The organism is Pseudomonas koreensis (genome assembly GCF_025447595.1).
In the GTDB taxonomy this organism is placed as follows: domain Bacteria; phylum Pseudomonadota; class Gammaproteobacteria; order Pseudomonadales; family Pseudomonadaceae; genus Aquipseudomonas; species Aquipseudomonas koreensis_H.
Window position 1 is genome coordinate 92,779 of sequence record NZ_JAOEJU010000019.1, and the last position, 15,778, is coordinate 108,556.

Sequence of the window (15,778 nt, forward strand, 5' to 3'; positions counted from 1 at the left end):
TCTATCCGTAAGGGTTCACAGGGTTTTCATGAATTCGATCAGCGCACGCTTGTCGTCGTCCGACAGCGTCGTGCCGTACAGGTGACCGCTGTTGTGGTTGCCTTCCAGACGCGTGTCGTACGTGAAGTCCGCCGAGGCCTTGGCCTGGGCGCCACTGGTCACGAAGCCGACGTTGACCGGGTCGTAGACATCGGAGCCGGTGATGAACACCTGCGGACGTTTTTCCGGCGGTTGCAGCAAGTCCCACAGGGTCGGTACCGAGCCGTTGTGCAGGTACGGCGCGCGCAGCCAGATGCCGTCGGTGGGCGTGTTGCTGTAGCTCTGGGTCTTGCGATAGGCGCCGAAATCGAACGGCGGTTTCTTGAAGGTGTGGAACGCCGCCACCAGCCCGGTGGTGAACGAGTTCAGCCGGTGCGGATCAGTGCCGAGCTGGTCGATGTTGGTGGTGACTTGCCCGGTGTCGGTACGCCCAAAATCATGACAACTGGCGCAATTGGCTTCCCACACCGGTTTGCCCTGAGCAACCTTGGCCTGATCCAGTGCCCACGGCCACGCCGGCGCCTTGTGCCCGAGCAGCCAGTTGGTCACCCGGTTGAAACTCGGCGGCAGCACCGATTCCGGCGTCGCGCCCACGGCCATCGCGGCGGCGTAGTTGCGCTCGTGGATCTTGTTGTTATTGCCGTCCCAGTGCAGGTACATCGATTCCCTGGGTTTCTGGTTCCACACTTGCGGCAGGTCGACGGTGCCGATGGTCGAGTCATCCGGGAAGCCGAACACCACCATTTTCGTCGGGTTGAAGGTGTCGGTGCGCCCCGGCCCCTGTTGCGGGCGCAGCTTCTGCCAGGCGTACGCCTGCTTCTGTTTGAGCAGCGCGGTCTTGGCCATCGGAATGATCAGGTAACGGTTGTAGATCTTCTCGAAGAAGCCGAGCTGGAACTTGCTGTTGATCGCCGCCATCACCGCGTCGGTGGTGAATTTGGGGTCGCTGGCGCAATCGTAGGCGAACCACTGGAAAGCCTGCAGTTGCAGGGTATTGGCCGGTGCGCTCGGCACATTCACCGCGACGTCGCTGGCATTCGCCCGGTAGGAACCGGTGTGGCACAGCGCGCAGTTCGGCTCGACGGTCGGGTAACCGATCTGCCGCTTGGCCATGCCGATCGGCAGGTCCTTGCCGTTCTCGAACAGGAAACCGAAGACTTCCCAGCCGCCGGGTTTCGGCAGTTTTTCCGGGCACATCTGTGGCAGCACCGAGAACAGGTAATACGGAATCCGCGCCTCAATACCGAGACCGATGGCGGCGTATTTGTAGTGATCTTCGTCGGAGGCGTAATCCTGCTCCGGCACCACGCGCAGCATCTGATACCAGGTCTGATAACCGATGAACGCCAGCAGCGCGACCACGACCAGCGTGCCGACCTTGAACGCGTGACTCTGCCACTGCCGCGCCCACGCCGCCCGCCACTCGCGCCAGCCGTCACAGAGCAGCGCCAAGGGTCGGTTTTCAGGGGTGGTGCCGAGGTACAGCAGGATGCCGAGGATCAGGAAAAAGCTCAGGTCGCCCATCAGCATCGGCACGAATACCGAGCCCTGGCTGCTGGTGTTGATCAGATAGATCCAGAACGCCACCGCGATCAACCGCGTCAGCACGCACAGCCAGGAATGCACCACGTAGCGCGGCGCGTTGAAACCCGACGGCATGTAGAACACGCTGATGCCGACCAGCAGCATCCCGGCGTTTTCCAGCCACGGGTCGGAGAGTTGCGGCGGCAGGCCGACCACCGATGTCAGCAACCCCGGCGCAAACAGCGCCGGGATCGCGAACACCATGTTCATCGCAATGCCGAGCCAGATGAAGCGTTGAAACCAGCGGATGTAGCTGTCCATGTCATCCATTTCCTTGTGCAGACCGGAGAGGTGTAGCGCCTGACCTGTCGCCATCGCGAGCAAGCTCGCTCCCACAGAGAGCGCAGCCATGCTCAGGATTTGTGCTCGACACAGTCCCCTGTGGGAGCGAGCTTGCTCGCGATGGCAGTCGACTCGGTCTGAGATCAACCGAGGGCTGTTTTCTCCAGGTGTTCAAGGATGATCGGATACACATCGACCACCGCGTTCTTGCCGAACATGCAATCGATGTGGCCGTAACCCGGCACCACATGCCGGCTGTAGCGTTCCGGCCCGTGCTTCTCGCAAACCCGCTGATAGGTCCTGAGCGTGCTTTCCGGCAGATAACACTGGTTGTCGGCGCCGCTGATGAAGCAGATCGGCATGGTCAGCCGGTCGAAGTGCGGCATGTACACGTCGTGCCCTTTGAAATCCACCAGATGCCCTTTGCGCACGATCAGCGCCAGATGCTCGAAGGTCTCGATGTTCGACTCACCGAACAGCTCGTGCAGGTTGTCGTGCAGGGTCTCGTTGAGGGTGTCGTGGCGGTACAGCGAGGCGTACATGAAGGTGATGCGGTGGCACACCGGGTTGGTGCAATAGCCCTGGGCTTCGATCCGCGCATAGCCGTTGAGCGCCTTGTCGTAGAGCCGGTTGAACCAGTTCTCCTTACTGTCGGCATAGGCGGTCATGGATTTGATTCCGATCGCATCGAGCATCCCCGGCAAGTGCAGACCGGCCTTCAACCCCGTTGCCGTCGCGACCACCGTGTCGGCGGCAATCTGCGAGCAGACCACCGAACGCACGCCCTGCAAACCGGCGAGCAGCGACATGAAGAAGGTCGTGGCGCCGTAGCAATGCACCACGCATTGCACGTTCTTGGCTTGGGTTTCCTGCTGGATCTGTGCGATGGCGGCCTTGAAGTCGTACTGGGCAATCTGGTCGCCGTTCCACTCCTTCTTGCTCGCCGGCAACAGGATGCTCACCCGGAAATCCAGCAGCCACACGTCGTAGTCGTGCTTGCAGAGAAACTCCAGCAAGTTGGTCTGGATCGTATCGGTCGAGAAGATATTCGAGCCCACACCCAAACCATGCACCAGCATCACCGGGCCTTTGCTGCCGGCCTGATAGCGGGTCAGGCGCAGTTGGACGCCGTCTTCAGTGGAGAAGAAATGCACGGCCGGCGTCGGCGCATCCAGTGGCCGTTTCAGTCGTGGCGGCGCGTCGGGGTTGAAGTATTTGTCCCCGGCAAACACCCCGCCATAACTCTCCCAGAGAATCCCGGCGAAGAACTTGCCGAACCGCGCCAGCCCTTCGATGCGCTCACGCTCGTTGCGCGCATTGAGGACTTTCATGGTGGTCATCTGCTTGGCGAAATCGGTCGGTTTGATGTGCATCACACCAGAGCCAATCACCTCGCCGGTCTTGTCAGGGCCGCGATACAGGGTCACGTAGAGGGTGCTGGTGTCGTGCCAGATATTCAGCACGCCGTTGTCTTCCGGCACGGTTTTGAAGGCGCTGAAGAAATAATCGTGGCCGTCCTCGGCTGTCAGTTTCATGTCGTATTTCATGTGGCGCGTATCGACCTGCTGCTCGAATTGTTCGAACAGATTGAACACGCCGTTACTGGCGGTCAGCGGTTCCGGCGACAGCGCCGGGGCGATCACCGTGCCGACGATGGTCGCGGCGTGTTCCGGCTCCTTGATCATCCGGTTCAGGTCGTTGGCGGTGATGGTCAGGGTGAAGTCGATCGGCGAGTTGTCCGCCTCGCCGCGTTTGGCTGCTGCCTCATAAACCTTCAGGTCGGTGCTTTGCGCGGCGGTGAAAGCGCGAGAGAAGTAGCCCTTCATGGTTTCGGTGAACTGCACGCCGAGGGTCGGCGGCGCGGTCTGTTTGCGCGGCGCCGATGGCAGCGTGTAGTCGATCGTCCAGCCACGATCGGCGGCCAGCAGGCCCATGTTCCGCTCGCTCACGGCGGAGATGGTCAGCAGCGGATTGACTGCCAGTGACGTCGGGATCACCGCGCCGTCGGTCACGTACAGGTTGGCGTAGACATCGGTGCCACTGGCACCGCTGAACACCTGGCCCTTGTGGTTGACCACGCCTTGCGCGGCGTCTTCACCCATCACACAACCGCCGAGCGGATGCACCGAGACGATGCTGTGCTTGAGCAGCTTGGTCCAGATCGGATTCTCGACCCAGATCCCGCCCAGGGCCTTGGTGCTCTGGTACAGCCGTTCGTTGCCGATCTTGAAGTTTTCCTGCTCGCCGACACCCGGCCAGTCGATGCGCAGTTGATCCTTGCTGTCGAGGACCATGCGTCCCTGGCCGCTGTCGTGGCTCATGATCAGGTAGGTCTGCATGTTGTGCACCGCGCCGTGATAAGGGCCGCGCAGGAAGCTTTCGGCTTCGCGCTCCTTGTACTTCACCTTGCCGCTGAAGCTGTCGTCGGTGGGCTTGCCGATCATCTCGGCGAACCCGGCCATCGCCGGCACCATCGGCCGGCCGAGCGCGCCGGGAATCGAACCTTCCTCGATGACCATGCGACTGCTGCGGTCACCCTCGGTGCGCATGTCGATGATCGAGGTGATGCACGGGCCGACCGGTTGCATTTCCTTGGCCGAATGCGCGCCGAAGCCGATGCCGTTGATGGTCTGCTCGCAGTTATGGCCGAAGCCGAGGATGTCGCCGTTGCCGCTCATGTTCTCGCCGAGCTGGCCGGACATCACCAGGCCTTTGTCCCGCGAGCGCAGCAGAATCTCGGTGGAACCGAGGGTGCCGGCGGAGACCACGACGATGTCGGCCTTCACGAACAAGGTCGGCGCGTCGAATTTCTCGCGACCGCTGTCGAGATACTGGAAGTGCACGATCCAGCCGTTGCCGTCGCGCTCCAGATGCCGCACCTGGGCCTGGCAGAAAATCTCCGCGCCGTGATTGGTGGCGTCAGGCAGGTAGTTCATCAGCGTGGTGTTCTTGGCCTTGTTGTTACAGCCCGAAACGCAGTCGCCGCAGTGGTTGCACGGCAGTTGCTCGACGCCGACGTGGTTGAGGTTGTTGGGCAGTTTGTCGAAGGTCACGTTGATCGGCGGCTTGTAGAAGTGCGCGCCTTGCTTGAGGAAGTCTGCGGATTTTTTGTTGGCATCGAGTTTCGGCAGGTTCGGCGAGGTGCTCGGGTAGGGATTGGGTTTGAGCATCTCCCGGGCCTTTTGGTAACCCAACTGGAGCAAGCCATCGTGGTCTTCGCGCACCGCCAATGGCCAGCGCGGATCCTGGAACACATCAACGGTCGGCTCCAGGGAAACGTTGGCATTGATCAGCGACGTGCCGCCGAGGCCGCAACCGACCACCACGTTCTGCTGCGCGTTGACATGCAGGTCGAACAACCCGGTGCGCGAGCCAATGTGGCCGTCCGGATCGTGTACCTGCAATTCCTCGGTCGCGGCGATCATGGTGTTGGGGTATTCGCCGGGCTGGATCTCCCGACCGCGCTCCAGCAGACAGACCTTTCTACCGGCCCGGGACAGGCGCGACGCGGCAATGCCGCCGCCGTACCCGGAGCCGATGACGATCACGTCGTAATGTTCCTTGATTTCGCTGATGGGCGTTGCGATCCGTGTCATGAGGTGGTTCCTCTCTCAGGCAGATGGGGCAACTCTGCGGTTGCCTGCAATCAATGGGCGAACGGGCACCTGGCCTCCGGGACATCCCGACGGCAGTACAGCGGTTTGGGGCAGAAATCAGGCGCTACAGGCGGGCATGCTGATTGGCGGCACGACGCAACGTACGCTTTCGCGGCGAAGGTGCCGGCAGAGCGCGGAGGGTGCAGGGATTGAGGGCCAAGCGGTGTGGCTGGGTATCCATCACGCGTTCTCCCTGAACCAGATGTGGATAAGTGACGGCTGTCCTTGTGCCATTGCAGTGAAGACAGGCGCCGGATCGAAGTCAAGGCAGGTTCTTAGAACTGTATGAAATCTGATCAATTGCCGTTTGGACTAAGCCCGCCGGGGGTTGCCGGGTTTGGCGAACAAGTTATCCACATAGCCACCCACAGCTAATGGGGACAACTGTGGATGACCTGGAAAAATAATCGGGGTTTTGTGAAGAAAAACCGTGACTTATCCAGAAGAAGGGTTTCCGTTAGCGATTGGCTGTTTTTTGATCAGATCGCCACAGAGCTTGGATTACATGGCTTGCAGAGGATGGCGAACATGTTATCCACAGAAGCGCCAACAGAGTTCGGGGGTAACTTGAAGAGTGCTGTGGAAAAGCGCTGAAGGCGTTGATAATTCGGGGTTGGCGTGGGGATTGGCGGGTTAAAAGGCTGGATTGAGCGTTTTTTGATCAGAACGTTGTAAGCCACGGTTTATATGGCTCTTAGAGGGTAGCGAACATCTTATCCACAGAAGCGCCAACAGAGATTGGGGGCAAGTCTGGATGTTGTTCTGGGGAAAAACCAAGAAAAAACCGCGAGTTAGGCTGGTTGTTTTTTGATCTGGGGGCTGGAGGGCTTGATTGGCGTGGGGTTCAGGGAGGGGCGAACACGTTATCCACAGATCCGCCAACAGGGATTGTGGGTAAACATACCTCAAGCTTCAAATGTGGGAGCGAGCCTGTTCGCGATGGCGTTGGGTCAGCCGACACGTCTGTCAACGGGCAGTCCGCTATCGCGAGCAGGCTCGCTCCCACAGGGGGATTTTCGGTTCGGTGTATTAACGGACAACACCTTCTTCGATCAGCAGCTTGAGAATGGCTTCAGCACCGGCCTGCGCCGTCACGCCTTTCAGCACCTGGCCCCCTCCCCCACTGGCCTTTGCCGTCGCCGCCTTCATCCGGTCCGCCCCGCTCTTGGCTTTGATCACCTTCAATCGTTTCGGCCGAGGCTTGGCCGGTTGCAGTGTCGCCACCGCAAGCAATTCGTCATCCACCACTTCCACATCTTCCGCTTGCAAAACACCCCGCCGCGCCGGGCCGTAAGCACTTTGCCGAGGCTTGGGCGCCGCGTTATCCACAGTCGCGAGAAACGGCAGGCGCACCTTCAACCGGCGGCGCTGGCCACGGGGCAAGGCTTGCAGCACCAGCGCCGAGCCGTCGTTGATCGATTCGACCTGCGCCAATCCAACCACCAGCGGCCAGCCCAGCCCTTCAGCCAGCAGGAACGGCAGCATCCCCGAGCCTTCGCCGGTTTCCGCCTGGCTGCCGGTCAACACGACCTGTGCACCAGCATCACGCAGATACTCGGTCAGCGCCGGCAAGGCATCGGCGCCAGCCGGTTGTTCCAGCACATGCATCTGCGCAAGCCCCATGCCCAGATAGGCGCGCAGCGCCGGTTCGGCGATGTCGCCGGCGTGCAGCACTTGCAGGTTATCCCCCGCCAGTTGCAGGCCGAGCTCCACCGCGCGGGCGTCCTGATCGGCGCGGCGCGGGCGGCCGGAGGTCGGGTGGGCGCCGATTGAAACCAGACTGATGATCTTTGTGCTCATATCCGTTCCTTAAGCCGCATCGCGCTTGGCTTCGTTGCGGTAGGCCTCTACCGCCGCGATCAAGGCCTGGAGAATTTCTGCGCTTTCGCCGATCACCGACAGGTCGGCACGCTTGATCATGTCGCAGCCCGGATCGAGGTTGATCGCCACCACCTTGTCGCAGGCACCGATACCTTGCAGGTGCTGGATCGCCCCGGAAATCCCCACGGCCACGTAAACCCGCGCGGTAACCCAGGTGCCAGACGCGCCGACCTGACGGTCGCGGGCCATGAAGCCGTCGTCCACCGCCACCCGCGAAGCGCCTTCGGTGGCGCCGAGTGCCGCGGCAGTCCTGTGGAAAAGCTCCCAGTCCTTGACCCCGTTGCCGCCGGAGAAGATGAACTCGGCTTCGGCCATCGGAATCGCCGCCGGGTCCACCGCCACCGCGCCCAGATCCTCGATCCGCGACAGGCTGCGCGCGACAGGTGTGGATAACTCCACCGCCAGCGCTTCATGACGGGTTTCGCTGACCGGCTCGGCACATTCGGCGGACGCCAGAATCAGACGCGCCACCGGGCGGGCAAGATCCTGCAACCCCGCACCGGCGCGACCGATGCATTCCTGATCCTTGACCTGCCACACCCGTGTCGCCGGGCGCTCGCCCAGTGCGGCAGCAAAGCGCCGACCGAGTTCGCCGCCACCGCTGCGGCTGTCCGGCAGCAGCCAGTGACGCGGGTTGAACTGGTTATCCACAGCCCGCAGGCCCTGGATACGTTGCTCCGGTGCATAACCGCTGAATTCTTCGCCCTCCAGCACCAGCAAGCGATCAACGCCCGCCGTGGCGAAAGCGATTTCCTTGTGCTCACCAAACACCACGGCCAGCACCGCACCGTCGCTGCCGGCCAGTTGATGGGCCAGGCCGAGCAAATCACGGTCGTGGCTGCTCAAACGGCCGCCGACCATGTCCGGCACCACGCTGATGTAGAACGCAGGGGCCGGCACCTGATGCAGCGGCAATTGCACTTCGACCGCTGCCGAGCGTTTGACCGCCCCGCCCTGCTGGGCGCCGCTGCGGTCAATGCGCTTGATGCCGTTCGGCCCGATGAAGCCGATGCCATGCAGGTTCTTGCGGATGATCCCGTTCGGGCCCATCCAGCTGTGTTGCGCCGGTTGCATGGCCGCGTGCAGCGGGTGCAGTCGGTTGCGTGCGATCCATTCAGCGCGGGGGTCGCGGCGGATAATGTCGCTCATCAGTGGGCCTCCGCAGGTTCACGTTTGGCCGGAGTGGCAGGCTTGTTCGGCGCGGCGTCTTCGAGCAGCGCGTCGGCCACCAGTTCGGCGATGTCCTTGATCAGCGGACGCGGTTCGACCACGCCTTCGAGCATCGCCGTGCACTGTGGACAGCCCACGGCCACCAGCTCGGCGCCGGTCTCGCGGATGTCTTCCATGCGCATGTCGGGGATCCGCTGCTTGCCCGGAATATCGGTGATCGGCGCCCCGCCACCGCCGCCGCAGCAGCGTGAACGGAAGCCGGAACGTTGCATTTCCTTGATCTCGATGCCAAGGGCACGCAGCACTTCGCGCGGCGCCTCGTACTCGCCGTTGTAGCGACCGAGGTAGCACGGATCGTGATAGGTCACGCTGTTGCCTTTGTGCTGACCGAGGTTCAGCGCGCCGGCCTGGATGATTTCCGCCAGATAAGTGCTGTGATGCTGCACAAGGTAGTTGCCGTCGAACGCGCCGTACTCGTTTTTCAGCACGTGGAAGCTGTGCGGATCACAGGTGACGATGCGGTTGAAGCTGTATTTGGCCAGGGTCTGGATATTGCGTTTGGCGAGCAGTTGGAAAGTCGCTTCGTCGCCAAGACGGCGGGCCACGTCGCCGCTGTCGCGTTCTTCCAGACCGAGCACCGCAAAGTCGACCTTGGCCGCTTTCAGCACTTTGACGAAGGCGCGCAGAGTGCGCTGGTTGCGCATGTCGAAGGCGCCGTCGCCGACCCAGAACAGCACGTCGGTGGACTTCTTCTCGCTGAGCAGATTGAGGTTCAGGTCCGCCGCCCAGTTCATCCGCCCGCCCGGGGCGAAACCGCCGGGGTTGTCGGTGGCAATCAGGTTTTCCAGGACTTCGGCGCCCTTGTTCGGGGTCGCGCCTTTTTCCAGGGTCAGATGACGGCGCATGTCGACGATGGCATCGACGTGCTCGATCATCATCGGGCATTCCTCGACGCAGGCGCGGCACGTGGTGCACGACCAAAGGGTTTCGGCATCCACCAGACCATTGACGATCGGTTGATGCGGATTGCCGCTGTGTTCGCCCACCGGTTTGCCCGGATATGGGCTACCGGCGAATTGCGCATCGGTGCCGCCGGCGAGGCCGACGACCATGTCCTGAATCAGTTTTTTCGGGTTCAGCGGCTGGCCGGCGGCGAACGCCGGGCACGCGGCTTCGCACTTGCCGCACTGCACGCAGGCGTCGAAACCGAGCAACTGGTTCCAGGTGAAATCCTTGGGTTTTTCCACGCCCAGCGGCGCCGTCGGATCATTCAGATCCAGCGGTTTCAAACCGGTGGAACGACCACCACCAAAACGTTCGGCGCGACGGTGCCAGGCCAGGTGCAACGCACCGGCGAAGGCGTGTTTCATCGGGCCGCCCCAGGTCATGCCGAAGAACAGTTCCGATACGCCCCACAGCACACCAACCCCGAGAATCGCCGCCAGCACCCAGCCGCCGAAGTTCTCCGGCAGGATTCCGGCCACCGGCAAGGTCACCAGGAAGAACGAGGCCGAGAACGCCAGCAGGCTTTTCGGCAAGCGCATCCACGGGCCTTTCGACAGCCGCGACGGCGGGTTGAGGCGACGTCGATAAACGAAGATCGCCCCGACGAACATCACCGCCGTCATCAGCAGCAACGCGTAGCCAAGAATGCGGTTATGCAGGCCGAAACCGTGCACCAGAATCGCCAGCACGATCGACGCCACCGCACCGCCCGCCGTGGCGACGTGGGTGTTGGCGATGTATTTGTCCCGCGCCACCACGTGGTGCAGATCGACCATGTAACGCTTGGGCATGGCGAACAGGCCGCCGATCAGATCGACCTTCGAGGCCCGGCCCCGACGCCACATGGCCACCCGCCGCAACGCACCCAGCACCGCGAGGGCCAGGGCTGCGAACAACAGGATTGGAAGAAGGGTGTTCAACATGGTGAAGCTCCCACCAGTACAGCCTGGAGAAACACGTTCGGCGTGTTCCTGTGGGAGCGAGCTTGCTCGCGAAAGCGCCGGGTCAGTCGATGCAGCAGTGACTGACAGAATGCATTCGCGGGCAAGCCCGCTCCCACAGGGTCATGTGCAAACCTTTAGAAGTCTTTGCACAACCGCAGGGCGTCATAGATCGCAGCGTGGGTATTACGCTGCGCCACGCAGTCACCGATGCGGAACAGCAGGTAACCGTCGCCATTGCTGCTCAGCGAAGGTTGCGGCTGGATCGCGAACAGCGCCTCGACATCGATCTGGCCCTTGTTGCGCGAGCCGTCCTTGAGGGCGTAGTAGATTTCTTCGTCCGGGCGCACGCCGTTCTCGACGACCACCTGATCCACCACCCGCTCCTCTTTGGCGCCGGTGTATTCGTTCTCCAGCACGGCGACGAGTTTGTCGCCTTCGCGGTAGACCTTCTCCAGCATCATGTCGCCGGTCATGATCACTTCTTTCGGGTACATGCTGCGGTAGTAGGTCGGGAACGACGTACCGCCGATGGCCACGCCCGGTTTGATGTCGTCGGTGACAATCTCGACCTGGCTGCCCTTGTCGGCGAGGAAGTCGGCCACCGACATCCCGGTGAACTCGCAAATGGTGTCGTAGACCAGCACGTTCTTGCCCGGCGCAACCTTGCCGTCGAGCACGTCCCAGCTGCTGACCACCAGCCCTTCGGCGGCACCCCAGTGCTCGTTCTGCTCCAGGTACGGATGACCGCCAACGGCCAGCACCACGATGTCCGGACGCAGGTCCATGATGGTGTCGGCGTCCGCTGCAGTGCCCAGGCGCAAGTCGACTTTCAACCGCGCCAGTTCCAGCTGGAACCAGCGGGTGATGCCGGCAATCTGGTCACGCTGCGGTGCTTTCGAAGCCGTGGTGATCTGCCCGCCAATAAATTCTTTCTTCTCGAACAGGGTCACGTCGTGGCCACGTTCGGCTGCCACACGGGCAGCTTCCATCCCCGCCGGGCCGGCACCGACGATTACCACCTTGCGTTTCGGCCCGGTGGATTTCTCGATGATGTGCGGCACGCCCATGTATTCACGGGAGGTCGCGGCGTTCTGGATGCACAGCACGTCCAGCCCCTGATACTGGCGGTCGATGCAGTAGTTGGCGCCGACGCACTGTTTGATCTGGTCGACCTGGCCCATCTTGATCTTGGCGATCAGGTGCGGGTCAGCGATGTGGGCGCGGGTCATGCCGACCATGTCGACGTAACCGCCTTCCAGAATCCGCGTGGCCTGGTTCGGGTCCTTGATGTTCTGTGCGTGCAGCACCGGAACCTTGACCACTTCCTTGATCCCGGCCGCCAGGTGCAGGAACGGCTCCGGCGGATAACTCATGTTCGGAATCACGTTGGCCAGGGTGTTGTGGGTGTCGCAACCCGAGCCGACGACGCCGATGAAATCGAGCATGCCGGTGTCGTCGTAATACTTGGCGATCTGCTTCATGTCTTCGTGGGACAGACCGTCCGGGTGGAATTCGTCACCGCAGATGCGCATGCCGACGCAGAAGTCGTCACCTACTTCGGCGCGCACGGCTTTCAGAACTTCCAGACCGAACTTCATCCGGCCTTCAAAGGTGCCGCCCCATTCGTCGGTCCGCTTGTTGACGCGCGGGCTCCAGAACTGGTCGATCATGTGCTGGTGCACGGCCGACAGTTCGACGCCGTCCAGGCCACCGGCCTTGGCGCGGCGCGCGGCTTGCGCATAGTTGCCGATCACCCGCCAGATTTCTTCCGGCTCAATCGTTTTACAGGTAGCGCGGTGCACCGGTTCACGGATGCCCGACGGCGACATCAGGGTCGGCCAGTGGAAACCGTCCCAACGGGAGCGACGGCCCATGTGGGTAATCTGGATCATGATCTTGGCGCCGTGCTTGTGCATGGCGTCGGCGAGGTTCTGGAAGTGCGGGATGATCCGGTCGGTGGACAGGTTCACCGAACTCCACCATTGCTGCGGGCTGTCGATCGCCACCACGGACGAACCGCCACAGATCGCCAGGCCGATGCCGCCCTTGGCTTTCTCTTCGTAATATTTGACGTACCGTTCGGTGGTCATGCCGCCGTCGGTCGCGTAGACCTCGGCGTGCGCGGTGCTTAGCACGCGGTTGCGGATGGTCAGTTTGCCAATTTGAATTGGCTGGAACATTGCTTCGAAAGCCATGGCGGGTTCCTCGACTTACAACGGCTTGACGGTGAACAGGCCGTCGTCGTGGCCTTCTTCGGAGCCACCGTAAACCTGCTCGGCCACGGTGCGGATCTTGCTGCCGCGAGCGGCGAGGATCTGGTCCATGGCACCGGCAAACCAGCCGGTGAACATGTAATCGACTTTGCGCCCGACCTTGCCGTAGACGTAGACGAACGCCGAGTGCTCGAGCTTGACGCTGCAGGTGCCTTTGTCGAGGTCGATGTCCTGGATCTTGAACAGGCCCCAGCCGCGCTGCGACAGGCGCTTCATGTAGTGCTCGAACACCGCGACGCCTTCCAGGCCGTGGCACTCGGCTTCTTTTTCACACCAGTGCCAGGCGGATTTATAGCCGGCCTTGTAGAGGATTTCGGCATAGGCGTCGGCGCCCAGCACTTCCTCGATGCCCATGTGGTTGTTGACGAAGAAATGCCGTGGCACGTACAGCATCGGCAGAGCGTCGGAGGTCCAGACACCGGTCTCGCTGTCGACTTCGATTGGCAATTGCGGGGCGATCTTGGCCATGGAAACTTAACTCCAGAAAAATTTTGGTGTTGCCCCCGACGCGGACGGCCGGGGGAAAGTATTCGGGAAGCGGCGGCTTACTCGCCCCAGACGTCTTTCAGGACGTTCACCCAGTTTTCACCCATGATCTTGCGCACGACTCGTTCGGAGTGGCCGCGCTTGAGCAGGGTTTCGGTCAGGTTCGGGAACTCGCCGACGGTGCGGATGCCCAGCGGGTTGATGATCTTGCCGAAGTTGGTCAGACGGCGGGCATAGCCCTTGTCGTGGGTCAGGTATTCGAAGAAGTCCTGACCGTGACCCTGGGTGAAGTCGGTGCCGATGCCGATGGCGTCTTCGCCGACGATGTTCATGGTGTATTCGATGGCTTCGGCGTAGTCGTCGATGGTCGAATCGATGCCCTTGGCGAGGAACGGCGCGAACATGGTCACGCCGACGAAACCGCCGTGGTCGGCGATGAATTTCAGCTCTTCATCGGACTTGTTGCGCGGGTGCTCTTTCAGCCCCGACGGCAGGCAGTGGGAATAGCAGACCGGTTTTTTCGATTCGAGGATAACTTCCTCGGAGGTCTTGGAACCGACGTGGGACAGGTCGCACATGACGCCGACACGGTTCATCTCGGCGACGATTTCGCGACCGAAACCCGACAGGCCGCCGTCACGTTCGTAGCAACCGGTGCCCACCAGGTTCTGGGTGTTGTAGCACATCTGCACGATGCCGACGCCGAGCTGCTTGAACACCTCGACATAGCCGATCTGGTCTTCGAACGCATGGGCGTTCTGGAAGCCGAAGAGGATGCCGGTCTTGCCCTGCTCCTTGGCCTTGCGGATGTCGGTGGTGGTGCGGACGGGGATCACCAGATCGCTGTTTTCACGAATCAGTTTCTGGCTGGCGGCGATGTTGTTGACCGTGGCCTGAAAGCCCTCCCACACCGACACGGTGCAGTTGGCCGCCGTCAGACCGCCCTTGCGCATGTCTTCGAACAGCTCGCGGTTCCATTTGGCAATGATCAGACCGTCGATAACGATGCTGTCGGCGTGTAATTCGGCTGGGCTCATCAGGCGTCCCCTTATTGGCGATTCATGCGCCGAATCGTCTGCCGGCGCTTTGGGGCCAGCATATGCCTCGGTGCGCGACCAGCCGGGTGCAAAAACGACAGGGGAATTGCCGAAAGCGTCAATCCGCGACAAAGGGTCGCCAACCGGTCCGACCGGCCACCTGTTCAAGCCCGCGAGCTTGAGCCAGAATCTGCCGCATCCCGGAAACACCACTGGATTAGAGCGGCGACATCAATGAAATCGATCTTCCTGGCCCTGGCCCTGATTGCGACCGGCGTACACGCCGCCGAAGAGTCCGACAACAACCCGTGCGACGCGGTGGAAAACGACATCCAGACCCTGGAATGCTCGACCTACAGCCGCACCACCGCCGAGGACCTGCTCAAGGACAACTACGCCAGCCTCAACGAGCGCATGCAGACCACCTACGGCAAGAACTCGGCGCAACTGGCCGACATCACCGCCAAAATCAAGGCCGCTCAGCAACAATGGCTGAAAACCCGCGACGCCGACTGCGCCGTGGAAGCCTTCCCGGCGACGGACGGCAGCAAGGCGTTCAAGATTGCGCAGAATGACTGCGTGGCGCGGATGAGTGACGAGCGGTCGGAGTTTTTGGAGTCGATTGGGCAGGAGTAATCGCTTATTCACCGGAGAGAGCTGGAAGTATTTTCAGCTTTCTGATGCAAAAGAACCTTTTCCCACAAAGCGTTCAGATCTGCCCCACAAATCCTCTCTGAAGCCTCTGTTCTCGGGGCTTTCCATGAAACATAGCGTCAAGTTTTGTTTATTGGCCACCTGAAGAATATAAGCAAAGATTCGCAAATCTTATAAAAGACTTATACTCTGCCATGAACAGCATCCACTGGACTCGAAAGGCCGTTAAGCAACTCCTGAAATTGCATTCCGCTCATCAGTGTCAGGTCAGAGATGCCATCACGGTGCTCGCTGATATGCCTGATGTGGGCAATGTGAAAGCACTGGTTGGTCATGACTACGCCTATCGGCTGCGCGTCGGTAGTTACCGAGTCATGTTCGACTGGGATGGCGCGATCAAAGTGGTCAGTATCCAAGAGGTAAAAAAACGCGATGAACGCACTTACTGACATCCAAATCATCAATGATTCCGAGGGAAAACCCGCTTTCGTAGTCATTCCGTACGCGCAATATGTCGCGCAGAAAATGGCGCCTGACCTGATTCCCCATGAGGTGGTCAGTCGCATTGTCGACGGGGCAACTCCGATCAGGGCCTGGCGCGAACATCTCAACCTGACTCAGGAAGAAGTGGCGAAACGCATGGGCATTTCGCAGCCGGCCTTCGCCCAGCAGGAAACCGTTGCAAAGCCGCGCAAGGCTACTCGCGAGAAGATTGCAGCGGCGTTTGGTATCACCGCCAACCAGCTTGAGCTGTAAGCTGCACCTCT

11 protein-coding genes are annotated in these 15,778 nt (G+C 61.2%); 3 read left to right on the top strand and 8 right to left on the bottom strand.

The features are described from left to right. Positions 1-15: 15 nt before the first annotated feature. The 8 genes from N8H71_RS21190 to N8H71_RS21225 form a co-directional block, all read right to left on the bottom strand. Positions 16-1,884 (bottom strand): hypothetical protein, encoded by a 1,869-nt coding sequence (locus N8H71_RS21190; protein WP_262195561.1) that lies wholly within the window; start codon positions 1,882-1,884, stop codon positions 16-18. A 164-nt stretch (positions 1,885-2,048) separates the two neighbouring features. Then, positions 2,049-5,501, bottom strand: coding sequence for a GMC oxidoreductase (locus N8H71_RS21195; protein WP_262195562.1), 3,453 nt, complete (start codon positions 5,499-5,501; stop codon positions 2,049-2,051). A 1,089-nt stretch (positions 5,502-6,590) separates the two neighbouring features. Further along, positions 6,591-7,361 carry an electron transfer flavoprotein subunit beta gene (locus tag N8H71_RS21200; protein ID WP_102716762.1) on the bottom strand — a complete coding sequence of 257 codons (771 nt, stop codon included), beginning with the start codon at positions 7,359-7,361 and terminating at the stop codon, positions 6,591-6,593. 9 nt (positions 7,362-7,370) lie between these two features. Further along, on the bottom strand, positions 7,371-8,591 hold the full coding sequence (locus tag N8H71_RS21205) for an electron transfer flavoprotein subunit alpha/FixB family protein (RefSeq protein ID WP_262195563.1): 1,221 nt from the start codon (positions 8,589-8,591) through the stop codon (positions 7,371-7,373). Next, positions 8,591-10,540 (bottom strand): dimethylglycine demethylation protein DgcB, encoded by a 1,950-nt coding sequence (dgcB, locus tag N8H71_RS21210; protein WP_085697778.1) that lies wholly within the window; start codon positions 10,538-10,540, stop codon positions 8,591-8,593. The genes N8H71_RS21205 and dgcB overlap by 1 nt, the downstream gene beginning before the upstream one ends. 155 nt (positions 10,541-10,695) lie before the next feature. Then, complete coding sequence (gene dgcA / locus N8H71_RS21215) at positions 10,696-12,756, bottom strand: dimethylglycine demethylation protein DgcA (RefSeq protein ID WP_085688582.1); 2,061 nt, start codon at positions 12,754-12,756, stop codon at positions 10,696-10,698. A gap of 15 nt (positions 12,757-12,771) precedes the next feature. Beyond that, complete coding sequence (locus tag N8H71_RS21220; RefSeq protein ID WP_007959778.1) at positions 12,772-13,302, bottom strand: DUF5943 domain-containing protein; 531 nt, start codon at positions 13,300-13,302, stop codon at positions 12,772-12,774. A gap of 77 nt (positions 13,303-13,379) precedes the next feature. After that, complete coding sequence (locus N8H71_RS21225; RefSeq protein ID WP_262195564.1) at positions 13,380-14,357, bottom strand: dipeptidase; 978 nt, start codon at positions 14,355-14,357, stop codon at positions 13,380-13,382. 234 nt (positions 14,358-14,591) lie between these two features. On the opposite strand from N8H71_RS21225, the gene N8H71_RS21230 reads away from it, so the two are divergent. From N8H71_RS21230 to N8H71_RS21240, 3 genes are all read left to right on the top strand, one after another. Next, positions 14,592-14,993 carry a lysozyme inhibitor LprI family protein gene (locus N8H71_RS21230; protein WP_262195565.1) on the top strand — a complete coding sequence of 134 codons (402 nt, stop codon included), beginning with the start codon at positions 14,592-14,594 and terminating at the stop codon, positions 14,991-14,993. A 212-nt stretch (positions 14,994-15,205) separates the two neighbouring features. Continuing rightward, positions 15,206-15,460: a type II toxin-antitoxin system RelE family toxin gene (locus N8H71_RS21235; RefSeq protein ID WP_262195566.1), complete on the top strand. Its 255-nt coding sequence runs from the start codon at positions 15,206-15,208 to the stop codon at positions 15,458-15,460. Then, positions 15,444-15,767, top strand: a complete 324-nt coding sequence (locus N8H71_RS21240) for a helix-turn-helix domain-containing protein (RefSeq protein WP_262195567.1) — start codon at positions 15,444-15,446, stop codon at positions 15,765-15,767. The genes N8H71_RS21235 and N8H71_RS21240 overlap by 17 nt, the downstream gene beginning before the upstream one ends. Positions 15,768-15,778: the final 11 nt, after the last annotated feature.

What these genes read in the sequence shown, in the direction of transcription:
- N8H71_RS21190 (WP_262195561.1), bottom strand. Translation starts at nt 1,884, where the DNA reads ATGGACAGCTACATCCGCTGGTTTCAACGCTTCATCTGGCTCGGCATT.
- N8H71_RS21195 (WP_262195562.1), bottom strand. Translation starts at nt 5,501, where the DNA reads ATGACACGGATCGCAACGCCCATCAGCGAAATCAAGGAACATTACGAC.
- N8H71_RS21200 (WP_102716762.1), bottom strand. Translation starts at nt 7,361, where the DNA reads ATGAGCACAAAGATCATCAGTCTGGTTTCAATCGGCGCCCACCCGACC.
- N8H71_RS21205 (WP_262195563.1), bottom strand. Translation starts at nt 8,591, where the DNA reads ATGAGCGACATTATCCGCCGCGACCCCCGCGCTGAATGGATCGCACGC.
- dgcB (WP_085697778.1), bottom strand. Translation starts at nt 10,540, where the DNA reads ATGTTGAACACCCTTCTTCCAATCCTGTTGTTCGCAGCCCTGGCCCTC.
- dgcA (WP_085688582.1), bottom strand. Translation starts at nt 12,756, where the DNA reads ATGGCTTTCGAAGCAATGTTCCAGCCAATTCAAATTGGCAAACTGACC.
- N8H71_RS21220 (WP_007959778.1), bottom strand. Translation starts at nt 13,302, where the DNA reads ATGGCCAAGATCGCCCCGCAATTGCCAATCGAAGTCGACAGCGAGACC.
- N8H71_RS21225 (WP_262195564.1), bottom strand. Translation starts at nt 14,357, where the DNA reads ATGAGCCCAGCCGAATTACACGCCGACAGCATCGTTATCGACGGTCTG.
- N8H71_RS21230 (WP_262195565.1), top strand. Translation starts at nt 14,592, where the DNA reads ATGAAATCGATCTTCCTGGCCCTGGCCCTGATTGCGACCGGCGTACAC.
- N8H71_RS21235 (WP_262195566.1), top strand. Translation starts at nt 15,206, where the DNA reads ATGAACAGCATCCACTGGACTCGAAAGGCCGTTAAGCAACTCCTGAAA.
- N8H71_RS21240 (WP_262195567.1), top strand. Translation starts at nt 15,444, where the DNA reads ATGAACGCACTTACTGACATCCAAATCATCAATGATTCCGAGGGAAAA.